This is a genomic window from Pantoea graminicola, assembly GCF_048452665.1.
GTDB lineage: Bacteria > Pseudomonadota > Gammaproteobacteria > Enterobacterales > Enterobacteriaceae > Pantoea.
Window position 1 is genome coordinate 93,248 of the sequence record NZ_JBLWSJ010000002.1, and the last position, 23,261, is coordinate 116,508.

General features: G+C 60.3%; 18 protein-coding genes. 2 read left to right on the forward strand and 16 right to left on the reverse strand.

Translation table 11 applies throughout. The features are described 5' to 3' along the window. Positions 1 to 22: 22 nt before the first annotated feature. From ACNY69_RS04510 to ACNY69_RS04520, 3 genes are all read right to left on the reverse strand, one after another. On the reverse strand, positions 23 to 832 hold the full coding sequence (locus ACNY69_RS04510) for a Brp/Blh family beta-carotene 15,15'-dioxygenase (RefSeq protein WP_418797419.1): 810 nt from the start codon (positions 830 to 832) through the stop codon (positions 23 to 25). Beyond that, a complete protein-coding gene (locus ACNY69_RS04515) occupies positions 829 to 1,542 on the reverse strand; it encodes a bacteriorhodopsin (protein WP_418797420.1) in 714 nt (237 codons plus the stop codon). The genes ACNY69_RS04510 and ACNY69_RS04515 overlap by 4 nt, the downstream gene beginning before the upstream one ends. A 760-nt stretch (positions 1,543 to 2,302) precedes the next feature. After that, positions 2,303 to 3,394: a mechanosensitive ion channel family protein gene (locus ACNY69_RS04520; RefSeq protein ID WP_293771559.1), complete on the reverse strand. Its 1,092-nt coding sequence runs from the start codon at positions 3,392 to 3,394 to the stop codon at positions 2,303 to 2,305. A 378-nt stretch (positions 3,395 to 3,772) separates the two neighbouring features. Here ACNY69_RS04520 and ACNY69_RS04525 point away from each other — a divergent pair, with 378 nt between their 5' ends. After that, entirely contained in the window at positions 3,773 to 5,947 is a 2,175-nt protein-coding gene (locus ACNY69_RS04525) for a putative bifunctional diguanylate cyclase/phosphodiesterase (RefSeq protein ID WP_293771562.1), read from the forward strand. 45 nt (positions 5,948 to 5,992) lie between these two features. Here the strand turns inward: ACNY69_RS04525 and biuH are convergent, their stop codons facing one another. Genes biuH through ACNY69_RS04540 form a run of 3 tightly spaced genes read right to left on the reverse strand, consistent with a single transcriptional unit; the run spans position 5,993 to position 9,409 of the window. Then, positions 5,993 to 6,679 carry a biuret amidohydrolase gene (gene biuH / locus ACNY69_RS04530; RefSeq protein WP_111141382.1) on the reverse strand — a complete coding sequence of 229 codons (687 nt, stop codon included), beginning with the start codon at positions 6,677 to 6,679 and terminating at the stop codon, positions 5,993 to 5,995. Then, on the reverse strand, positions 6,672 to 7,976 hold the full coding sequence (locus ACNY69_RS04535) for a purine-cytosine permease family protein (RefSeq protein ID WP_418797421.1): 1,305 nt from the start codon (positions 7,974 to 7,976) through the stop codon (positions 6,672 to 6,674). Before ACNY69_RS04535 ends, biuH begins: the two co-directional genes overlap by 8 nt. Then, positions 7,973 to 9,409: an amidase gene (locus tag ACNY69_RS04540; RefSeq protein WP_418797423.1), complete on the reverse strand. Its 1,437-nt coding sequence runs from the start codon at positions 9,407 to 9,409 to the stop codon at positions 7,973 to 7,975. The genes ACNY69_RS04535 and ACNY69_RS04540 overlap by 4 nt, the downstream gene beginning before the upstream one ends. 355 nt (positions 9,410 to 9,764) lie before the next feature. Here ACNY69_RS04540 and ACNY69_RS04545 point away from each other — a divergent pair, with 355 nt between their 5' ends. Further along, entirely contained in the window at positions 9,765 to 10,421 is a 657-nt protein-coding gene (locus tag ACNY69_RS04545) for a hypothetical protein (protein ID WP_418797424.1), read from the forward strand. 210 nt (positions 10,422 to 10,631) lie between these two features. On the opposite strand, the gene ACNY69_RS04550 is transcribed toward ACNY69_RS04545, so the two are convergent. The 10 genes from ACNY69_RS04550 to ACNY69_RS04595 form a co-directional block, all read right to left on the reverse strand. Beyond that, positions 10,632 to 11,474, reverse strand: a complete 843-nt coding sequence (locus ACNY69_RS04550; protein WP_111141378.1) for an oxidoreductase — start codon at positions 11,472 to 11,474, stop codon at positions 10,632 to 10,634. A 91-nt stretch (positions 11,475 to 11,565) separates the two neighbouring features. Further along, the gene (locus ACNY69_RS04555; protein WP_418797425.1) at positions 11,566 to 13,353 is read right to left on the reverse strand and encodes a thiamine pyrophosphate-requiring protein; all 1,788 of its coding nucleotides are present in this window, start codon (positions 13,351 to 13,353) and stop codon (positions 11,566 to 11,568) included. Positions 13,354 to 13,415: 62 nt separating this feature from the next. Next, complete coding sequence (locus ACNY69_RS04560) at positions 13,416 to 15,374, reverse strand: hydantoinase B/oxoprolinase family protein (RefSeq protein ID WP_418797426.1); 1,959 nt, start codon at positions 15,372 to 15,374, stop codon at positions 13,416 to 13,418. A 1-nt stretch (position 15,375) separates the two neighbouring features. Next, positions 15,376 to 17,421, reverse strand: a complete 2,046-nt coding sequence (locus tag ACNY69_RS04565) for a hydantoinase/oxoprolinase family protein (protein WP_418797427.1) — start codon at positions 17,419 to 17,421, stop codon at positions 15,376 to 15,378. Between the two features lie 18 nt (positions 17,422 to 17,439). Next, entirely contained in the window at positions 17,440 to 17,886 is a 447-nt protein-coding gene (locus tag ACNY69_RS04570) for a GNAT family N-acetyltransferase (protein WP_418797428.1), read from the reverse strand. Positions 17,887 to 18,129: 243 nt separating this feature from the next. After that, positions 18,130 to 18,642 carry an Lrp/AsnC family transcriptional regulator gene (locus ACNY69_RS04575; protein WP_111140661.1) on the reverse strand — a complete coding sequence of 171 codons (513 nt, stop codon included), beginning with the start codon at positions 18,640 to 18,642 and terminating at the stop codon, positions 18,130 to 18,132. Between the two features lie 285 nt (positions 18,643 to 18,927). Further along, on the reverse strand, positions 18,928 to 20,244 hold the full coding sequence (gene gabT / locus ACNY69_RS04580; protein ID WP_367395599.1) for a 4-aminobutyrate--2-oxoglutarate transaminase: 1,317 nt from the start codon (positions 20,242 to 20,244) through the stop codon (positions 18,928 to 18,930). A 113-nt stretch (positions 20,245 to 20,357) separates the two neighbouring features. Next, positions 20,358 to 21,491, reverse strand: coding sequence for a M20 aminoacylase family protein (locus ACNY69_RS04585; RefSeq protein WP_293771593.1), 1,134 nt, complete (start codon positions 21,489 to 21,491; stop codon positions 20,358 to 20,360). 1 nt (position 21,492) lies between these two features. After that, the gene (locus ACNY69_RS04590; RefSeq protein ID WP_111140664.1) at positions 21,493 to 22,419 is read right to left on the reverse strand and encodes a 2-hydroxyacid dehydrogenase; all 927 of its coding nucleotides are present in this window, start codon (positions 22,417 to 22,419) and stop codon (positions 21,493 to 21,495) included. Continuing rightward, on the reverse strand, positions 22,419 to 23,261 hold the full coding sequence (locus ACNY69_RS04595) for a GNAT family N-acetyltransferase (protein ID WP_418797429.1): 843 nt from the start codon (positions 23,259 to 23,261) through the stop codon (positions 22,419 to 22,421). The genes ACNY69_RS04590 and ACNY69_RS04595 overlap by 1 nt, the downstream gene beginning before the upstream one ends.

Here is a 23,261-nt window from a genome sequence, read left to right on the forward strand (position 1 = left end):
TGAACGCCTGAGAAAGGTGTTGTTATGCCGGCTGCCGTCGTTCAAACCAGGGCGTGATCACCATATGGGGAATCGCCAGCGCCGCCAGCGCAGCAAAGAGTGACTGGATACCCGCCCTGTCGGCAGGATGAAGCATCACTGCGGTTCCCGCCGCCAGCAGAATGGCTGCCGTCAGTACCGGCCAGGTGGCGTGCAGATAGCCGTTGTAGCTGTCACACCCGAGCTGATCGCGCCGTAAGCGGGTTTGCGGCAGCGCATGCAGGATTAAAAAGCCCATCGAAAAACCAACAAACGGCGGCAGTACCACCAGCGCCAGTATGCCGGTAATCAGTGAGCCGTCGTGACGACGTACGCCTGTAACGATCAGGCCCGCCGCACATATCCCACCCGTTATCGCTACGCCTGCTGCCACAGAACGCGGAATGGCTGAAGTCAGCCCGGCCTGCTGCAGAATGGTACTGAACTGGCTCAGATGCAGGGCGGCGGGTGCCGCGATCATGCCGATCCCCCGCGCCAGGCGTTCGATGAGATGCCCCCGCGGGGCATCCTCAAGGGCAAAATGTATTGCGGAGGCCAGCAAAAAGCCGGGCAGTGCCAGGGCTGAATCATCATGCCACCAGAACAGACAGAGCACGATAACCAGCCCGTAGGCGAGCAGAAACGGCAGCCGACGCTCGCGTCTGACCACCTCAAGATCGCTGGCACCGTGTGCCATCCCGAGGAAGCCAATCGCCATCACCGCAAAGGCCAGCTGAACCGACAGGGGGCTCAGGGAGGCAACAAAGGCTGCTCCCCAGAGCGCCGCCCATCCGCCCTGCTTTAGCCGGATCATGCGCTTGCAGCACCCTCATAGCGGCTCTGCGAAAGCGCGTTTTTCAGGTTTCCGGCGGCGTAGAAGGCGTAGAAGACCTTAGCGATGACATCCAGAATTAAAAACACCCAGACTGAGGTCGGATCGGTAATCATCCGGAGCCCTTCCGGACCCACCAGAAAAACGATCGGATAGATGAACCAGACAATGGTCAGCAGCGCCACGTCTTTGTTGTAAGCCGCTGCCAGGGCACGTCCCCGCGTCGCGGCGATGGTGCGCAGCGGCCCCCAGAGCAGGTAAACCACGCCCAGGAAGGCGGCACAGGACCAGAGATACCAGACCCACTTCGCAACACTGCTTTCAGCCAGCGAAGAGACCAGACCGGTGATGATCATCATTACATCCAGCACGATGATGGCCGTCAGAAAGCCCCCCATTTCGCCCGGTTTGCCTTCCTCATGGAAGGCCAGCATAACGAGGCCAGCCAGCAGGATCGGTGTGGTGACAGACCAGTCGACATAGCGTGCCAGGTAGAGGGTCACGCCATTGTCCAGCGTAAGGTTACCGAATCCCATCGCCATTGCCAGATAGGCGGTCGCGGCGATAAAGGGCACGGAAGCGTGCATCAGCGTATGGTGACGGGCAGGAAACTGTTTTCCGCCTGTGGCGTAAATAACCAGTGACGCAATAGCCATGATCGAAAATCCGATCATAAACGCGGTTTGATCCATTTTGTTCTCTCCTGAACTGAGACGCCGGAAAACGTCCGCAGTGCTGCAATATTTAGCGTTAAAATCCCGTTTATATTCATTGCCTGAATATGCTCAAAGTATATGGCGGGATTAACTTTCTGCCTGTCACAGGCGCAGCAAGCGTTAATTTTCAAAAAAACTGTTTAAATAAGTCTCTTTTTCGGACATTTTTTCTCCTTTACATAACCTGACAATGTAATGAACTGTTTCTGGTGATGTCCTGCTGACTGCCTCTTTACGCCGCAGGCCAGCCCGAAATTTAAATAAAAACGCTATTTATCATTTATTTATAAATTACCCCGCTTTTCAGAAAACCATTTCTATCAGCATCTGACATTGCCATGACAATATTTTTGGCTGGAAAAAGTGCAGCAACCGTCTATGAAAACGCTAATCGTCAGGCGTCAGTCCGGCGGGAAGTTGTCTGCTCAGATATTATTTCTGACAGCCAGAAGCCGACCCATGCTCAGAATAGGCTCGACCTGTTCAGCAGGCAGGATTTATCCGCCTGCGTGATTTCAGACATCACCGTGCGGCCCTGAAAGAGGGGAATAAAACAGAGGCGCTTCTGCGACTTATTTCCTGACGGGTGACGCCGCCGCGTTCAGCAGCCATCCGGCGCATCCGCGTCGTTCGCTCTCCGGGAGAAATCGCCTGAATGTGCAGAGGATAAAAGCCGGACAGCCGCCCGTCTGATCGGGTTTCCTTTGCGGACGGCCGCCCTGCTCTCTGAACGTCGTTACTCTGCGCTCTCGCGCACCACCTTCCCGCTTTCGCTATCCGTCAGCGACGCCCTGACCAGCGGCAGGCTTTGCGGGTAGTTCTGCTGAATAAACTCAATCATCTTTTCCCGGACGTAGCAGCGCAGGTCGAAGGCGATCGGGGAGTTCTGTGCGGTCATCAGCATCCTGATGGTCATGGTCTTCTCGGTGGTGTCGGTCACCTGCAGAACCTGGGTTTCGCCATCCCACAGGCGGGTTTCGCTCAGCACCTTTTCAAAATGCCGGCGCAGCGGCTCCAGCGGCATCGAGTAATCAACGTAGAGAAACACCGAGCCTAAGATCTGGGCGTTATTGCGCGTCCAGTTCTGGAACGGGTTTTCAGTAAAATAGGTGATCGGCAGCACGAGACGGCGCAGATCCCAGATACGCACCACCACATAGGTCAGGTTGATCTCTTCTATCCAGCCCCACTCTTTCTCCACCACCACCGCATCATCAATCTTAATCGGCTGGGTAAAGGCGATCTGGATACCGGCAAACAGATTGACCAGCGACTTCTGCAGGGCGAAACCGATAATAATCCCGGCCACACCGGCACCGGCCAGGATGGTGGTGCCGAATTTGCGGACGCCAGGAAAGCTCAGCAGGATCAGCGAAACGCAGAAGAGCACCAGGATGACAATCACCACTTTTTTAACATAGATAATCTGGGTGCGGATTTTGCGCGCCCGCAGGTTATTGGAGATGTTGATGTCATAGCGGATATAGAGCATATCCTGCGCCACATTCGTCAGCCGGATTAAGACCGAGCAGAAGGACATAATGATAAAGACGTTGATGATGTTGGTGATTAACTCCAGTGAATCAGGATGGAAGTTAATGTAGTTGATACCGACATTGATCATCAGCAGCGGAATGAAGAAAAACATGGAACCCCTGAGGTGTTTCTCAAGGGATTTAAACAGTTTTCTGTCGCGGATCTGCCAGTAGCGGATAAACCCGAGCAGGATCAGGCGGGCCAGAAAACCCAGAATAAACGAGAGCGAGACGAGTAATACAACAGGCACCCACGAGGGGAAACCAGATAACTCACCGAATAACAAAGACATTATCTTCCCTTTCAGTAAGCTGACAGCCTCAGGCTGGCAGGCAAGTGATACATGCAGTAACCGTTGTGTTCACGGTTATCCGTTCGTCAATCAATCAGCGCAGACAAGTATGAACCATAGCCGCGAAGTTCACAGGGAATGCGGGAAAGCCCGCGTTCACCCCGCGCGGGACAGACGCTGTTTACCCTTCCGGCCGCCTCGCTTCATTAGATTCACTGATGAAAGGCGCAATTTTCCCGCCTGATCGTTCGCAACCGTCGCGGTGCGCCACGCGCGAAAACGTCATTCAGCCGCCGATTAAACCGGGCAAGGCATGGACGATCGGCTGGCATCTGCTAATTTTTAAGCAGTTCCCCTGATGCCGAGAAGAACAACAGTATGATTAGCACACTTAAACTTTCCTCTGATTTCCGGCGCAGTTTCCTGCGCGAGGTGCTGGTGCCGCTGGTGGCGATCTTACTGCTGACCTTTACCGGCGCGGGCGCTGCGCTGTTTGCCGGCACGTCGCTGACCAACAGCGAAGCGCGGCATCAGCAGCAACGGATGATCGAAGCCTCTTTTTCGCAGAGCCTGAGTGAACATCTGCGCCAGTTGCACAGCCTGTCACGCTGGGCACCGTTGCAGCAGCATCTGGCGGAAAGTCACAGTGACAAATGGCTGGATGAGAATATTGGCGAGTGGCTCTATGAGATGTTCGGCCATCAGCTGATCATGGTGCTGGACCCGCAAAACCAGATTGTCCGGGTCTGGCGTGAAGGCCAGCCGATCGCCGCCCCGGATAACGACCCGCTGACTGGTGAGGTATTACAGAACCCGCTGGTCAGCGATCCGGGTCGCCAGGATGATGCCGATTATACCCGCGTAAGCCAGCGCGCGGCGGCGCTGGCCGTGGGGGCGATCCAGCAGGATAGCGATACCCAGCCACGGTTCCGGCTGGTGAGTCTGAAATTTCTCGATGATGGCTATCTGGCCAGCCTGGCGGAGCGCAATCAGCTGCAGGGGCTGCACTTCTCCGATGGCACCTCCCAGCCGGAGGCCAGCGCCCGCTATCTGCTGATTGCCCAGGCGGGCGATCCGGTAGGCTATCTCAACTGGATCCCCTCCCGGCCCGGCGCGGACATGCTGCGGACCATCGGCCCCTCTACCGGACTGGCGGTGCTGGCGATCTCCCTGCTCTGCCTCTATATGGTGCGGCGGCTCTGGCACTCGTCGGTGAACCTTTCCCAGTCGATGCTCCGGCTCGGCGCGTCGGAGGCCCAGGCGCAGCATCTGGCGTTTCATGATGTGCTCACCGGGCTGCCCAACCGTGCGCTGATTGAGGATCGCCTGACTCAGGCGCTGGCGCTGGCGACACGTCACGATCAGCGGGTGGCGCTGCTGCTCATCGACCTCGACCGCTTTAAAACCATTAATGACACCCACGGCCATCACGCCGGGGATGAGCTGATTATCGCGGTGGCGCAGCGTCTGAGCCGTCTGGTGCGCGCCAGCGATACCGTCGGCCGCCTGGGCGGCGACGAGTTTATCGTGGTGATGCCGGAGGTGGAAAGCATCGGTCAGGTGCAGCGTCTGGCGCAGCGCATCATCGACGAACTGGGCCGGCCTTTTACGCTGTTCGGCAGCGATATCTGGAGCGGGGCCAGTATCGGCGTAACGCTGGCCCCCAAAGATGGCATCGATCGGCTGGAGCTGATGCGCAAGGCAGATATCGCGCTCTATGAGGCCAAAAGCGGCGGACGGGGCAGATACCGTCAGTTTGAACGGGCGATGGATGAGTCGGTGCGCACCCGTCAGGCTATCGCCGCCGACCTGCGGATCGCGCTGCAGCAGCATCAGGGGCTGGCGGTGTGGTATCAGCCGCTGATGGAGATCAGCGGACAGCAGATGGTGGGCGTCGAAGCGCTGCTGCGCTGGCATCATCCGACCCGCGGCCCGATTGCACCCGGTGAGTTTATCGCGATTGCCGAAGAGACCGGCCTGATTATTCCGCTGGGCGAATGGGTGCTGGCCGAAGCCTGCGCGACGCAGCAGCGTTTCCCCACGCTGCTGGTGGCAGTCAACGTTTCACCCGTTCAGTTCCGCGCGACCGGCTTCGTTGATCGGGTGATGGCTATCGTCAGCGAGCATGGCGGCGATCCGACCCGTCTGGAGCTGGAGATCACCGAGGGGGTGCTCATTGAAGATGAACGCGAGGCGCGCGCGATTATTGTGGCGCTGCGCGACGCGGGCTTCCGGATTGCGCTGGATGACTTCGGCACCGGCTACTCCAGCCTCAACTATCTGAGCACGTTCCCGGTCGATAAAATCAAAATCGATCGATCCTTTACCCAGTCGCTGGGCGTGGCCGAAAATTCAGTGGCGATTGTGGAGTCAGTGGTGAAACTGGGGCACGCCATGGGGCTGATGGTCACGGCAGAAGGCGTTGAAACGCCGGGGCAGATGTCTGCGCTGGCGAATGCGGGCTGCAATCAGTTGCAGGGTTATCTCTTCAGCCAGGCCGTGCCCGCCGACCGGCTCGCGGCCCTGATTGAGTCCTCCCCGCAACAGGCGTGAGCGCCAGAAGCAGCCTGAGCGCCGCTGTGCGCTCAGGCTGGCTTTTTACGTCCCGGCTCCCAGGCTGTCCAGCAGCGCAGCCGAGGAGGCAACTGCACCGAAAATCCCCCCCTGCATGTGAATCATGCTCAGCGCCGCCTCATGATGCCGCCGCTCGGTCGCCGCGCAGCAGTCGGAAAGTACCAGACACTCAAAGCCGCGATCGTTGGCCTCGCGCAGCGTGGTGTGGACACAGACGTCGGTCGTGATCCCGGTGAGGATCAGATTACGGATGCCCTGGCTGCGGAGGATCAGCGCCAGATCGGTGGCGTAAAACGACCCTTTACCCGGTTTGTCGATTACCACTTCATCCGGTAAGGGTGCCAGCTCGGGAATAATCTCCCAGCCCGGTTCGCCACGCACCAGAATGCGGCCACAGGGCCCGGTATCCCCGATGCCGGCGTTCATACGACGCGAACGCCAGCGTTTGTTGGCGGGCAGATCGCTGAGATCGGGCCGGTGCCCTTCGCGGGTATGGATAACCGGAAACTGCCGGGCACGCATCACCGCCAGCACCTGCTGCAGCGGGGCGATCGGCGCACGGGTCAGGCTGACGTCATAGCCCATGCTGTCGACGTAGCCGCCCACGCCGCAGAAGTCGGTCTGCATGTCGATCACAATCAGCGCCGTATCGGCCGGGGTGAAACTGCCGTCAAACGGCCAGCTGTAAGGTGTGGAATTAACACTAAACATTGCTCTTCTCCATAACGGGGCGCGGCAGGCGCACTCTGCTGATCAGGCTGTAGCTCACTGCGGCGGTGACCAGACCGATCACCGCTTCACCGAACTGTGGAAAGGCGAGATGGGCGATCACCGCACAGAGGCTGCCAATGGCCCAGGCCGCAAAGGCGTCCCCCCGGAAACGCTGCGCCGGACGCTGCTCGCTGATGCGCGCCATAAAAATCAAATCCACAATCATCACCGCGCCAAACGGCGGCACCACAATACCCAGCAGGCTCAGCCACTCCAGGAAATAGGACCAGACACCCGCCAGCGCCAGCACGCCGCCGATGGCTCCGAGGATCAGCGTCCAGAGCCGCATTTTGCTGCTGAACAGGTGGCTGAAGCCCACCGCGCCGTTATAGAGGCAATGCGTGCAGACCGAGCCGAGATTAATAAAGACAAACAGACAGGCCACGACCGACAGGAAGGCGCCATGCCCCATCAGCATCGGCAGAAAATTGCCGCCGTTGGTCAGCGGATCGACCGCGGCTCCCGCAGCGACAATCACGACGCCGAACAGGTAGGAGATTACGTTGGCAACAGGAAAGGCGGAGAAGGCGGCAATCACGGCCGAGTGACCACTCTTCGACCAGCGGGTAAAGTCAGCGGTCATGGTGCCGGAGTCGGCAAAACCCGCCACCACCATAGTGACGGCGGTGCCCATACTCATGGCGCCGGCGGCGCTGGCGCTGCCCTTCCACTGGGTCACGACGGAGAAGTCATGCTGTTTGCTGATCAGCCACAGCGCCACCGCGCCCAGCACCACAAACAGCGGTGCCGCGATCATGCCGAGCACCGACAGCGCCCGTACACCCAGAAAGGTGATGCCGGTATAGAGGATCATCGCAAATGCCGTCACCGCCAGCGCATTCCAGCCAAAGGTCTGATTGATGACGGTGCCGGTCAGCCCGGTCTGGAAGGCATACCAGCCGATCACCACCGTTGAAAGAAAGCCGGAGACGAGGATATAGCCTTTACTGCCGAAGGTGCGCCGGGCCTGCAAGGCGAAGTTCATGCCGCTGTTGCCGGCGTACCAGCTCAGCGCGCCGACATAGGCAAACAGCACCAGATTGCCCAGCAGGATGGCGATCAGCGCGGGCCAGAAGCCCAGATGCCAGGTGATGATGCCGCCAAACAGCGCGTTAGTGAGGATCATCGGAAAGCCAAACCAGACCGCCGAGACGGAACGGGTTGAGTGACGATGCGACAGCGGCACCGGCTGATGTTCAAACTCCTGCTCCAGCGCAGGTGAAAATGAGGTTTTCATTGGGCAATCCCGGGTTGAAGGTGATTCCACGGCTGAATGCGCTCGAAAGCGGCACTGGCAGCCAGCACTAAGGCATCATCAAGATGACGCCCGACAATCTGCAGCCCGACGGGCAGGCCGCTGGCGGTGAAACCGGCGGGCAGTGACGCGGCAGGCTGGCCGGTAAAATTGAACGGGTAGCAGAAGGAGAGCCAGTGATCGCTGCGGACCATGCGGCCATCGATGATCTCCGGCCCCTGCATCCCCAGCGGAAACGGCGGCACCGCCAGCGTCGGGGTAATCAGCAGGTCAAAGCGCTGCATAAAGCGCCACAGGCTGTTGCTGACCGCTTTTCGGGTGGCGATGGCATCAGTAAAGTCCTCCGCCCGCCAGTCGCGCTGCAGCATCGCCACCAGATGCGGCGACATCGCGCTGCCCTGCTCCGCCATCATCTGGCGCATCCCCGTCAGATCGCTCTCCATCGCCACCAGTGCGCCAAAGGCGGCGGCCGGATCGCTGAAGCCGGGATCGGCCAGCTCCAGCTCTGCACCGATTTCAGCGGCAAACCGCTGCACCGCCGTGCTGACCACCGCCCGCACCGCCGGGTCCACGGCCACATAGCCAAAATCCGCGCTGAAGGCGATGCGCAGCTTACCTGGCAGATGCTGTGTCGCACCCAGCCAGTCCACGTCGCTGCAGGGAATAGAGTGGCGATCGCGCATGTCCGGCCCGGCCATCAGGGAGAGCATCAGGGCCGCATCGCGGACGCTGCGCGTCATCGGCCCGATATGCTCCAGCGACTCCCACCCCGACACACCGGGATAGCGTTCATCACGACAGCCGGGCCATAACGGCACCCGCCCCATTGAGGCTTTGAAGCCGAAAATGCCGCAGTGCGCCGCCGGGATACGAACCGAGCCGCCGCCATCACTGCCGAGCGCAATCGGGCAGAGTCGCGCCGCCACGGCAGCCCCCGATCCCGCACTGGAGCCGCCGGGCGTCATAGTGAGATCCCAGGGATTTCGCGGCGAAGGGAAGAGCGGATTGTGCCCGACACCGCTGTAGCCAAATTCCGGTGCGGTGGTTTTACCCAGCAGGATCGCATCGGCGGCCAGCAGCCGTTCCACCGCAATGTCGTCATCTTCCGGCACGAAATCGCGGTAGGCCGTCGAGCCGGAGGTGGTTCTGACCTTCGCCGTGCAGATCAGATCCTTTACCGCCAGCGGAACGCCTGCCAGCGCCCCCAGCGTTTCCCCGCGCGCGCGGCGGGCATCGACTGCGCGGGCCTGAGCCATCGCCAGGTCGGGCGTGGGCGTACAGAACGCCCGTATCGCCGGTTCCCGTTCCGCCATCCGCGCCAGCGCCGCCCCGGTCAGCTCACAGGCCGAGACTTCCCCGCTGCGGATGCGTGCGGCCATCGTGGTGGCATCGTCGTCTAATAAGGAGTCAAACATGGGTTACCTCGCCAGAAATGTACCTGTCAGCGAGTGCATGAAGCGTGCCAGATAGCGGGCGTATCCCCCTCCCGAAAGCGGGATGCCAGATGGAATACGGCCTGGGATACAAGATCGAATTCTTATGATGTCAGGCGCGGGCAGCTGTTTATTTTTTCAGCACAACGATGGCGCAGGGCTGCGCGATAAGGGGGCGTGAGTTGCGAGCTGGCTTACAAAATCTTGTCGGTCAGCAGCAACAAGGGCTGACAGCCTGGAAGGGATAACCCCATTTTTGATAGGGCTGTTTGACGAATCGGGTCTCTGGCTGAAAACTCCGGCAAGAGGATTCGCAGGCTGGCGGCAGGGATGACACGTGCGCGTTGAGGAAGATATCTATCTCGAAAATTATGCGATCAGGCGGAAAAGATTTATCTACAGTCGTCAGGACTATTACAGCTACGTATTCGTTGCCGCGAGTGAAACGTATGCCGTCATCGCGGGTCATTTAGCTGATGAAGAGGCGTTTGCCCGCATCGGTTATCAGATGCCGCCGGGAATGTCCTTCCCGGCTAATGGCCTGGCTGAGATCTGTTTTGACGTTTTCGATGGTCTGGAATGCCTGAGCGATTTCCGCCATATCAGGCTGGCAGGCCTGGGCAGCGCTGTTGTTTTAAAAAACGTGATACCCGCGCTGATGGCCCACCATGAAAGCTTCTCAACCGGTGGTTTTGTCTTTCAGGCTGCATCGGACGAAATCGCTGACCGCAATCGTCCGACGCCGCTGGAAGAGATCTATGACGCGATACTTGGGTTAAAAAATGAACTACGCTACAATCGCAGGACAGGGTTGCCGAAGAAAGCACTGCAACCTTTAATCCCGGACTGTTTCCGGGCTTATAAAGTCGTAACTACAGGGAGAGCTTGCTATGTCGTTTTACGGAAAACACGAAACTACCCCTCTGGAATCAGTGGATGCCCGGTACAGGAAGGTCAGATCGCGCTTGATTGCGGCGTGGCTGGCACAACCTGATCTGCCCGCGATTTACGCTCAGTTAGATCAGGCGAAAAAGCGCTCGTCGTCAGCCCTGTTGCGCCGCAAACTGAAAGAGTTTAATGCGCGCGAAATGCAGGAAGCCGGAACACGCACTTAACTCTGCAAGGCCCGCTAAGGGCCTTCTCTGTTTTCACGCTCTTCAGGCTCATCCGCACGCGGCGTCCCGCCGCTCACACCGCACTCGCCTTAATCAGGAAAATCAGTTCCGACCGACGTCTCTTTCCAGGCTTCGACCTCCGCCAGCCTCTCTTTAAGCTTGCCGATGACGGCTTCATGCCCCCAGGCACCCATCACCAGATGGCGTGGCGGACGATCCTTCTCCGTGATAGCAATCATCGCCCTGGCGGCGCGCGCCGGATCGCCCTTCTGGGTGCCGCTGCTTTCGGCGGTCGCTTTCATCCGTGCGGCTGCGGTCTCTGCATAATCCGGCAGCGTGCCCGGCGTCTGACGCAGTGAACGTCCCGCCCAGTCGGTGCGGAACGGGCCAGGCTCGACGCAGGTGACGTGAATGCCCAGCGGCCCCGCTTCCAGCGCCAGCGCATCGGACCAGCCCTCCACCGCATGTTTGCTGGCAGAGTAGTAGCCGGAGCTGGCGAAGCCGATTAAGCCAGCGACTGAAGTGATGTTGATGACGTGGCCGCTTCGCGCTTTTCTCATGACCGGCAGCACGGCGCGGGTCAGGGCAAACAGACCGAATACGTTGGCATCGAACTGCGCACGGATTTCGCTCTCCACGCCCTCTTCCACCGAACTCTGATAGCCATAACCGGCGTTATTCACCAGCACGTCGATCGTGCCGAAAGCGTCCAGCGCCGCCTTTACGGCCTGGTCGATGCTCGCCTGCTGTGTGACATCCAGAGCCACCGCCAGCGCATTGTCGTGTCCGTCGACCAGATCGGTAATGGCGTCGGTATGACGCGCCGTGACGACGACGTTAAAACCCCGTGCAATCGTCTGCCGGGCCAGTTCACGACCAAAACCGGTCGAACAGCCTGATATTAACCAGACAGGGGCAGAGTGAGCAGTCATACAGAGACTCCCGTTGAGTGTGATGAAATGGCGGATAACCCGGACGCGAAAGCATCCGGGCGTATAGGTCAGTGAAGCGCGACGGCCTCACTTAGCCCTGCTGCTTTTTATGAAACAGCTGACTGGCGGTGTCACTGATGATCTGCGCCGCACCGCGATCGCCCTTTACCATCGACGCCATAAAGGCTTTTGCCTGTTTAAAGGTAATGTGCGGCGGCAACGGGGCGACTTCGGGATCGGTTTTCACCTCCAGTAAAACCGGCCGGTCGGCGCTGAGTGCCTGCTGCCAGGCCGCCGCCAGCTCGTCCGGGTTATCGACATAAATCCCGACCAGCCCCAGCGAGCGGGCAAATTCGGCATATTTCACATCCGGCAACTGCTGCGAGGCATCGAAACGGGGGTTGCCCTCCATCACGCGCTGCTCCCAGGTCACCTGGTTGAGATCCTGGTTATTGAACACGCAGACAATCAGGCGCGGATCGGCCCACTGCTGCCAGTATTTCTGAATGGTGATCAGCTCGGCCATATTGTTCATCTGCATGGCGCCATCACCCACCAGCGCCACCACCGGTTTTTCCGGATGGGCAAATTTTGCCGCAATCGCGTAGGGCACCGCCGCGCCCATACAGGCCAGACCGCCGGAGAGCGTAGCACGCTGCCCCTGCTTAACCCGGTAATCGCGGGCAAACCAGTTAGCGCAGGAGCCGGAATCGGAGGTCACAATCGCGTTATCGGGCAGCTGGGGGGACATCTCCCACACTACCCGCTGCGGGTTAACCGGATTCGCGGGTGCCAGGGCGCGCTCCTCCATCAGGGTCCACCAGTCACGCACCTGCACGGCAATCTCTTCCTGCCAGCTGCGATCCTGCTTGTGCTCCAGCAGCGGCAACAGTGCACGCAGGGTTTCCGCCGCATCGCCGTGCAGATTGACCTCGCTGGGATAGCGCAGGCCTAGCATGGCCGGATCGATGTCGATCTGCACCGCACGCGCCTTGCCCTCTTCCGGCAGAAATTCTGTCCACGGGAAGCCGCTGCCGATCATCAGGAGCGTATCGCAGTTCTTCATCAAATCGGAGGAGGGTCTGGTGCCCAGCAGGCCTATCGACCCGGTGACAAAGGGTGCATCGTCCGGTAGCACATCCTTGCCCAGCAGGGCTTTTGCCACACCGGCACCCAGCACATTGGCGGCCTGAACCACCTCAACGGCCGCGCCGCGCGCGCCTGCACCAATCAGAATCGCCACTTTTTTACCGGCGTTGAGGACGTCGGCGGCGCGTTGCAGATCCCTCTCATAGGGGATCACTTTCGGACGCTGATAACCGCTGCCGGAATGGGTGAAACCGTGCAGATGCTGAGGCGGCTGCCACTCTTCATCCTGAATATCTTTGGGAATGATGATGACCGCCACGCCATTCTGCGCTTTGGCAATGCGCACGCCCCGGTCCAGCAGATGCCGCACCTGGCTCGTCGCCGAGGCTTCCTGAACAAAGTCAGCGACGTCGGAGAAGATGCGATCCAGATTCATCTCCTGCTGATAGCTGGCCCCGCGGGCGGTCGCTTCCGCCTGACCGGCAATCGCCAGTACCGCCGCATGGTCCATTTTCGCGTCGTAAAGGCCGGTCAGCAGATGGGTGGCACCCGGTCCGCCGGTAGAGAGACAGACCCCCAGTTCGCCGGTGAACTTTGCATGTCCGGCGGCCATAAAAGCGGCCATCTCTTCGTGCCGCACCTGAATAAATTCGATGCCTTCGCCTTTAGCATTCGCACGCTGAATCGCGCCCAGCACCCCGTTGATGCCATCTCCCGGATAGCCGTAGATGCGTGTCACACCCCACTCTTTCAGGCGCTGGACAAAAAAATCACTGGTTTTCATGCTCATCGTCGCGTTTCCCCTCGAAGTCCATGCAGACTTAAAGCGTAGTAGACGATGAGCCTTTGCCTTTAATTGTTCGTGATAGCCGGGTACTTCTGACGCAAATCACTGAATATCTGCGCCATCTCCGCCGTTTCGCCTGATTCCTCAACCCTGCGGAAAACCTGGGTTTTCAGGAAGTGACGCCAGCTGACCGGCACGCTCGCCAGAAAAGCCGTCAGCAACTGATAACGCGCTGGCGTCCAGAGTGCTTCAAAGCGCTGCCGGGCGTCCCCATGCTCAAAATGGCGGGTTGCCTGCTGCGGCATACTGGCACGCAGGCGCGCTGTGGCGTCATGATCTACGCGGTTATCTGTCACCACCACGCCATACTCCCTTCTGGCCGCTGCGATACTGAGATAGCCGCAGCGCACGTCCTGCATCACGGCTTCCACATCACGCTGCGACGGCAGGCCATATCCGCCCGCGCCGGGGCCGCGCACCTCAACCACATCGCCCGGCTGGCAGTGGATCACATCCGTGTTGCCGTGATGAAGGATCCCGCCGTTGCGCCGGGTGCAAAAGGTGGACAGCGCGCCGCTGCGTCCGCCCAGTACGCCCGCCGAGGCAAACACCGATCGGTTACGGTTGCGCGCCGTAATGGTGGTATCAGGCGAGAAGATCTCAAAAGCCATTTCAGTCGCTAAGCCGCCCCGGAACTGGCCCGCTCCGGCACTGTCCTGCGCCAGCCCGTAACGATGAAAACGAACCGGCACTTCCGCCTCGTTAATCTCGATCGGGGTGTTTTTCAGGAAGGCGGAAAGCCCGCCGGAACCATCGGGGCCGTCATGACGCGGCGTACCGCCCGCTCCGCCGCCTACCGGCCCCAGCGAGGCGACGACGCTGCGGTCATGGATCTGCGTGCGGATATTCATAATGGAGTTGCCGCCGGGCGAGTTCGCCGGCAGGCGTTCCGGCATCGCCAGCGAGAAGACGCCAAGGGTCGCAATCTGCGACAGCGCGCAGGTCAGCGATCGCATCCCGACCGCCGCCGGTGCCTCGCAGTTCATTACCGTACCGGGCGGCAGAATGGCCCGGGTTGGCCGCAGCGTGCCCGCGTTGAGCAGCAGCGAGCGGTCCAGGGTTGAGAGCACATAGGTCACGCCCACCAGCGCCAGCGGGTGCCGCTCCCGCCCGCCGGTCGGCATGTTCAGCGACGAGGCCAGCTGCGGATCGCTGCCGGTGTAGTCCAGCTCCAGCTGGTCGCCACAGACCCGGAGCGTAACGGCGATGCGACAGGGATAGCCGCCCTCACCATCTTCATCGGCGTAGTCGGCATAAAAGTATTCGCCATCGGGGATGGTGCTGATGATGGCGCGCGCCTGCGCGTCGGCGTAATCGAGAATGCCCTCAATACCCTGCAGAAAATCGTCGAGGCCAAAGCGGGCAATGATGTCATGGATCTTACGCTCCCCTACGTTCACCGACGCCAGCTGCGCTTTGAAATCGCCCCAGTTCTGTTCTGGGACCCGGACGTTGAGCCGCATAATACTGGCAACCTCTTCATTAAGCTGACCCTGCCGCATGATCTTCAGCGGCGGGATGCGGATCCCCTCCTGCACGATATCGGTCAGCGAGCGCGACAGAGAGGCCGGCACCGCGCCGCCCACGTCGGTGTTATGGATGTGACCCACAACAAAGCAGACAATCTCGCCCTGATGGAAAACCGGTTTCCAGATATGGATGTCGGGCGAGTGCGTGGCCACGTTACCGGCGTAGGCATCGTTGGTGATACAGATGTCGCCCTCGGCATACTCCTCAATCAGCGCCAGCACCGGCGCGTAGTCGATGCCGCTGTACCAGGGTGCGCCAAAGCTGCGCGGCGAGGCAAAAGCCAGCCCGCTTCGGCTGACAATCTGGCAGGAGAAATCTTCCGTCTCTTTTACAAAGGTGGAGTGCGCGGTCCGCATCAGGGTAAAGGCCATCGCATCGGCCGCCGCGGCGCAGTAGTTCGCCAGAATTTGTAAGTTACGACCATCAATCGCCATGTTATGCCTCGCTCGCCGTAATCAGCAGGTTACCGAATGAATCGACCCTGACGCCCATCCCTGGCGGAACACAGGTAGTGCAGTCGTCCTGAGCGATAATGACCGGGCCACAGAGTTCATGCCCCGCACGCAGCGCCGCGCGCAGCACCAGATCGACCTGATGCCAGCCGCCGTCTATCCACGCCCGGGTCTGCTTCAGCACCGGCACCGCGTCTGTAGCCACGGGCAACGGGCTTATCACGGGTTTTGGCGTGGGTGAGACGATCACCAGCCGCAGCGTGATCAGCTGCACGGGCGCCTGCGGGTCGCAGTGACCAAACAGCTGATGATGCTGACGATCAAAGGCGTCATGCAGCGCGGTGACATCCGCCTGTGCCAGCCACTCCGCCTCCAGTGGCACGTCGATTTCAAACGACTGGCCGCGATAGCGCATATCGGCGCTGAACTGCAGGCTATAGGGCATCCTGCTGCCGTGCTCCTCTGCCAGCCAGTGGCAGGCGCGCTGCTGCAGTGCCGCAGCTTCACTGGCCAGGGTATCGGCCAGCGCGGGCGTCAGATCGCCGTAAAGCGTGCGGATAAAGTCGTTACGGATGTCCGCCACCAGACCGCCCAGCGCGGAAAGGACGCCCGGCGTCGGCGGCACAATCACCCCTTTCATATTGAGTTCGCGGGCCAGAAAACAGCCCATCATCGGCCCCGCGCCGCCAAAGGCGAGGAACCAGAATTCACGCGGATCAAGGCCAAAGCGCGACAGCAGGCCGCTGGTGTCGCTGTACATGCTGGAGATCGCCAGCTGGATGGCGGTTTCTGCCGTTTCCTGCACCGAAATGTCGAGCGCCTCAGCCAGGGGTTGCCAGGCGCGACAGGCCGCGTCGACATCGACCGTCACCGCGTCATACCCCAGCGCACCGTGGCCCATCAGACCGCAGGCAGCGAAGGCATCGGTGGCCGTGGGCTGCGTTCCCCCGCGCCCGAAGCAGACGGGTCCGGGCAGCGAGCCTGCACTGTCTGGCCCCATCTGCAGGACGCCCTGCCCGTCGATCCACGCCAGCGAGCCGCCGCCCTGACCCACCGAGGTCACGGCAACCGAAGGAATAAATATCGGGAAGTCGCCGATGATCTCACCGTTACCCTGCGCCACGTTGCCATTGATAATCACCGCCACATCGGCGCTGGTGCCGCCAATATCCAGGCTGAGGATTTTGTCAAAACCGCAGGCGCTGGCGAGATAGCTGGCACCAATTACCCCGGACGCCGTCCCGGAAAGTACCATCTGCACGCATTCACGCTTCGCCTGTTCGACGCCCATGACGCCGCCATTGGATTTTGTAATGCGCGGCGGCGGCCTGACGCCCAGCCGTTTCAGCGCCTGTTCAAAAGAGGTCAGGTAGTGGATCACCATCGGCTGCACGTAGGCATTGATGGTGGCGGTAATGGTGCGTTCATATTCGCGGATAATCGGCCAGATGTCCGCAGAGCAGGAGGTGAGCAGTTCAGGCGCCACCTCATCGATAATCGCTTTCACTGCCGCTTCGTTGTGCCGGTTGCGATAGCTGTGCAGCAGCGAGACCACAATGCCCTGGCAGCCTGCGGCGCGTGCCTGGTCGATAGCGTTGAGCACGCTCTGGCGATCCACCGGTTGCAGCACCTTGCCGTGCGCGTCACTGCGCTCGCGGATGGCAAACACCCGATCGCGGGTGATCAGCGGTGCCGCTCGCCGCGAGAAAAGGTCATGAATATGGGGGATTTTCAGCCGGGCCAGCTCCAGCACGTCGCAGAAGCCTTCGGTGGTAAACAGCGCCAGGCGCACGCCGCGCCGCTGAATAACCGCGTTGATCCCGACCGTGGTGCCGTGGGTAAAGTAACCAATCTCCGCAGGGTCAATGCCCTGCTGCTGCTGAAACTGCGTCAGCCCGGTCACGATCTCGCTACCGGGCTTATCCGGTCGCGACAGGACTTTCAGGGTGTGGATCTGGTGGGTCTGTTGATCAAGCACGGCGAAATCGGTAAAGGATCCACCAATATCCACGCCAACGCGGTATCGCATATCGGGTTAACTCCTGTGTCAGGAAGGGGGGAACTCCATCAGCGTTTCGGGGTGCTGCACCACGCGCCAGCCGAGCCGCTGGTAGACCAGGTGAGCATCCTGGGTTGAGAGCATCCAGCGATGCACCGTTTGCAGCTCCGGATGTTCACGGACGCAGGTCGCCAGCCAGCTGCCCAGCCCGTGACCACGCCAGTTTTCGTCAATTATCACATCGCACAGCCAGCCAAAGCGGGTGTAGTCGGTGATCAGCCGGGCAAAGCCAATCTGTGACGTCTGGTCATAGAGGCCAAAGGGCAGCGACCCGGCTATCGCCCTGCGGGTTTTCGCTTCCGGCTGGCCTTTGGCCCAGTACGATTTTTCCGCCAGCTGGTGGTGAATCCATGCCAGGTCGAGTCGCTGGCGGCAGGTCGAGATGGTGAACGCCTCGCGCTGCCACTGCTGGTCAGCAATCTGTAATGAGTCCATGACAACTCCTTGTTCTGTGAAAATCAGTGTAAGAGGATTCATGCAACGGTTGAGGCTGTAGCGGGCGACAAAACCCGGTAAAGCCATTGAAATTAACAGCGGAAAAAAATTTTATGCTGATGCAGGATCGTCAGATTCGCGCGGGAAAAGCGTGCAGGACGAAACGGCCGGAAGGGAGGCGCGGGACCGGGGTGACGGCCCGCTTTCAGAGTGCATCAAGAAAGGGGCAATGCCTGCCGCCCCTTATACGCCGAACTCGACGGAGTTATGTTTGCCGATCAGCGATCGCAGTGGCACGCTGCTTTTCATAATCGGGGATTTAATCACGATATAACTGAAGTATTTATCAATGCCGATCTGAGCATCAAGCAGCTTCTCAATAACTTCCTGATAGTGCTCAATACTGCGGGTAATAAAGCGCAGCAGGTAGTCGTAGCCGCCGGTGATGAGATGACACTCCATCAGTTCATCCACGTCGCGCATCGCACTTTCGAATTTCATAAAGTCTTCGCGACGATGGCCTGACAGGGTGACTTCGGTAAAAACCGTTACCGAATCGGTAATACGGGTAAGATTGATGTGCGCTTCATAGCCGGTGATAAATCCGGCCTGCTCCAGACGTTTGACCCGTTGCAGGCAGGGGCTGGGCGAGAGACCTACGGCATCGGCGAGGTTTACGTTGCTGATACGGCCATCTTTCTGAAGCTGCACCAGAATATTGATGTCAATGCGGTCGAGTTTCATTAAGCCGTTCATAGCATCCCCTCACTGTCAGAGCCTGTACCGGCAGGCGTCATGGTGGCAGGCAGTCCGGAGAGGGACAGCGCGGAACAACCAGCACGAACAGAGAGCCGTCGGGATGGTGAGCACTGCCCAAAGCAGACTGACAATTTAAATAGCCTGACCGGATAGGCTCTTAGTTAAATGTGCAGAACCTCCCGAAGATATAACACGCTTTACAGTTAATGCGCCAGTACTTCGCAGTGGTTATACCAGCGGGAGATTTTCGACTTACTTTAACAAAATCAATGAGGAACGGTTTTATCCCAACCGGCCGGTGGCGCGGGCCAGTGCAATATCAAAAATATGCAGCGCCTCTTCCAGCTGTGAGTCGGTGGTGACCAGTGGCGCGAGGAAGCGAATGGTGTTGCGATGCAGACCGCATTTAATCAGCAGCAGCCCTTCCTGGCAGGCACTGTCCAGGATCTTCTGGGTCAGCGCCGCATCGGGACGGCCGGTTTCGTAATCGAGAATCTCCACCGCCTGCATAAAGCCCACGCCGCGCACGTCACCGATGCAGGCATATTTTTCTGCCAGCTGGCGCAGTCGTCCATTAAGCTGCTCACCGAGCTGGCAGGAACGCTGCAGCAGGTTCTCCTGCTCAAACAGATCCAGTACCGCCAGCGCCGCCGCACAACCCAGGGCATTACCGCCGTAGGTGCCGCCCAGCCCGCCCGGCGTCGGCGCATCCATGATTTCTGCCCGGCCGACCACACCGGAAATCGGCAGGCCGCCGCCCAGACTTTTTGCCAGGGTGATCAGGTCCGGTTTTATGCCCAGCTGCTGGAACGCGAACATCGTGCCGGTGCGCCCGAAGCCGGACTGCACCTCATCGCAGATCAGCAGAATGCCGTGCTGACTGGTGATCCGCCGCAGCGCCTGCATAAAGGCCGGACCCGCAGGCAGGAATCCGCCGTCGCCCTGCACCGGCTCAATAATGATCGCCGCGACCCGCTCCGGCAGGATCTGCACGGCAAAGAGCTGATCCAGCGCCTTCAGGCAGTCCGCTTCGGTGATGCCGTGCAGCGGATTCGGAAAAGGCAGCCGGTAGATATCCCCGGGGAACGGGCCAAAGTTCTGTTTGTAAGGCGCGGACATACCGGTCAGGGTGACGCCCAGCAGGGTCCGGCCATGAAACGCCCCATCAAATGCGATGATGCCAGGCCGCTGCGTATGCGAGCGGGCAATCTTGACCGCATTTTCTACGGCTTCCGCGCCACTGGTAAAGAAGACGCTTTTATACGCCTCATCACCGCCGACCAGCCGGTTCAGCCGTTGCGCCAGCTCGATGTAGCCCGGATAGGCCACCACCTGAAAACAGGCGTGAGAGACCAGGCCCAGCTGACGGGTGACCGCATTGACCACCGCCGGGTGATTGTGGCCGACATTGAGCACGCCGATGCCGCCGACGAAGTCGAGATAGCGGTTGCCCTCTACGTCCCACACTTCACTGCCTCTGGCGCGTTCGATCACCAGCGGATGGGCGGTCACAACTCCGCGCGGGACGTTCTGCTCACGTGCATCCAGTAACAGGCTGTTATCGGAGTATGCTTGCTGTTCTGCCATGACATTCTGCATTCTAAACCCTCATCCACGTAACGTTCGGTTGGCTCAAGTATCGCAATGCACGGGTTTATTACGCTGCCGTAATTCCCCATGCAGCGGCATTTCCTGTCAAAATCCCGCAGCATTCAGCAGGGAAATTTCTCCGCCAGCGCCTGGCGGATCAGCGTGACAAAAACGTCAACGCCATATGGAATCAGCGCATCATTGAAGTCATACGCGGCGTGGTGCAGCGGCTTACTGGGTGCCGAACCCAGCCACAGATAGGCACCGGGGCGCGCCTGCAGCATAAACGCAAAATCTTCGGAGGTGAGCGCAGGCCGGGGCGCGAGATCCGCCCGGATGCCAGCGGCTGTCAGGGCCTCCAGACAGAACTGCGCCTCCGCCGCGCTGTTCAGCGTTGCCGGGTAGTAGCGCAGGTAACTGACCTCGGCCTGAAGGCCGTGGGCAGCGGTGATGTGCTCTGCCATCTGACGCATCCGGGCTTCGATCGTATCCTGCGCGGCCGCGCTGAAGGTGCGCACCGTGCCGGTGATGCTCGCCTCTGAGGGGATCATGTTGTGCGAAAAGCCCCCCTGCATCCGGGTCACGGTGAGCAGCGCCGTTTCGCACGGATCGAGCGCGCGCGGAACCAGCGTATTGAGCTGCACTACCAGCTCGCTGATCGCCAGCAGGGTATCGCCCGTCAGGTGAGGCTGCGCGGCATGGCCGCCGCCGCCCAGCACGCGGATATCGAACCGATCGGCCGCCGCCATAATGGGACCGGGCCGGGTCTGCACCTGGCCGAGCGGCAGCTCCGGCCAGTTATGAATGGCGTAGACGGCATCGCAGGGAAACCGGCTGAACAGGCCGTCATCAATCATCGCCCGGGCGCCCGCCAGCCCCTCTTCCGCAGGCTGAAAGATAAAGCAGACCGTGCCGTCAAAATGGACGTCGCGCGCCAGTGTTTCGGCAGCGCCAAGTAGCATCACCGTATGGCCGTCATGGCCGCAGGCGTGACTCACCTGTTCGGTTCCGCTCTGCCAGGCCGTGCCGCTCTGATCCCGCATCGGCAGCGCATCCATGTCCGCCCGCAGGCCGATTATGCGCGGACTGCTGCCCTTTTTCAGTATCCCGACGACACCGGTTTTACCGATACCGCGATGCACTTCAATGCCCTGCTCCTGCAGAAAACGGGCCACGATGTCGCTGGTGCGCTGCTCCTGAAAACCCAGCTCCGGGTGGGCATGTAAATCGCGGCGCAGGGCCACTAAGTGTTCCATCTCAATATCCTCGCGAACGGTCGATTTCACCGTGCAGCGGCTCGCCTCGCTGATAACGCCGCAGATTTTCCAGCAGGGCCGCAATAGCACTCTCATTCTGTGTCTGGCTGGCGATGTGCGGTGTCAGCCAGATCGCGGGATGGTGCCAGAAAGGATGGTCCGGCGGTAACGGCTCCGGATCGGTCACGTCAATCACGGCAGCGCGCAGCTGACCGCCTGCCAGCGCCTGCAGCAGATCGTCCTCTGCCAGTTGCGGGCCTCGCCCGACCTGCACCAGCGCCGCACCTGGTGGCAACTGACTGAACAGCGTCCGGTTGAGCAGACCCCGCGTGGTTTCGGTCAGAGGCAGCAGGCAGACCAGAATCTCGCTGTGCGCCAGAAACGCCGCCAGCTGATCGTCGCCGTGCCAGCAGCGAACAGCGGGAGAGTGGCGCGGCGTGCGGCTCCAGCCTGCACAGTCAAAGCCCAGCGCCACCAGCTGCGCCAGCACAGCCTGCCCCAGCTCCCCCATTCCCATCACGCCCACCCGACGCTGCGCGGCGGGTGTGGCACTGTGAGCCAGCCACTGCTGCTGACGTTGCTGATGGAAATAGCGTGGCATGTCGCGATGCAGGCCGAGCACCGCGAAGGTGACATATTCGACCATGCCCTGCGTCAGTCCCGGCTCAACCATTCTGATCACCGGCAGGTCGGGCGGCAGCGCATGCAGGTCAAACTGATCGGCTCCGGCTCCCACTGAAAACAGCAGCTTCAGACGGGGAAAGCGTGCCGGAATGTCAGCCGGTGGCAGCCAGGCGACCAGCGCCTCCACCTGCGCCGGATCGCCGGTTTCGGGCCAGATATGCAGCTGAATATCGGGCGCATGTTCTGCCAGCCAGCGTTGCCAGATGCGGCCACGTTCCGGTTCGGATTTATAAACGATGTGCATCAGGCCATCGCCTGAGTCATGAGTCCGAATGCCTGCATACCCTGCGGCGTCCAGGGCGTGCCGCGCACCATCGTGACAGGGGCATCAACCTGATCCAGCCCAAGGGTATGAAGCCAGCTGGCCATCGGCAGGCGAGCATCGGTGTCGATGCGCAGAAACTGCCCCTCAAGCGACTGCATCAGTGTGGCGACCAGCGCCTGCGCGACCGGGAACGCCGCCGCGATCACCGGGCCAATTGCCCAGCCGTGGCCGAAACGGCGCAGGCTGGCGAAGCCCTGAATCTGTTGTGCCGCATCCTCCAGCAGCACCGTCTGGCAGTCCCGCAGCAAATGTTCATAGAGTGCCGGACGGGACATGCCGCTTGCCTGCTGATCCAGCTTCACCAGCGTGGCGTGATCGGCCAGGGTCGCCGGACGCAGTTGCAGCCCCGCCGGGATCGCCACCGCCGGAAGCGTGGTCAGGGCGCGGGTCTGATGCTGACGGATCTCGCCGCAGGTGACGAAACCGAGCTTTTCATACAACCCCTTGCCCATTTCAGTGGCGTGCAGCCGGACATGACAGTCGGGCACTTTTTCCAGTTGCGCCAGCATCAGCTGTTTGCCCAGCCCGCGCCCCTGCTGCTGATTATCCACAATCACCAGCCCCACCGTGGCGGCGCGCTCGCCCCAGCGCCAGAGTATCGCGCTGCCGATGATCCGGCCCTGCTCTTCAATCACCGTTCCCTCACCCAGTTGCAGCGCCAGCTGCCAGTCTTCCCGGCGGTGAGGCCATTTCAGCGCCTGCGTCATCTGGTAGCAGGCGTCGAGATCATCAGGTGTCATTGCGCGTAGTGTCAGGCTCAT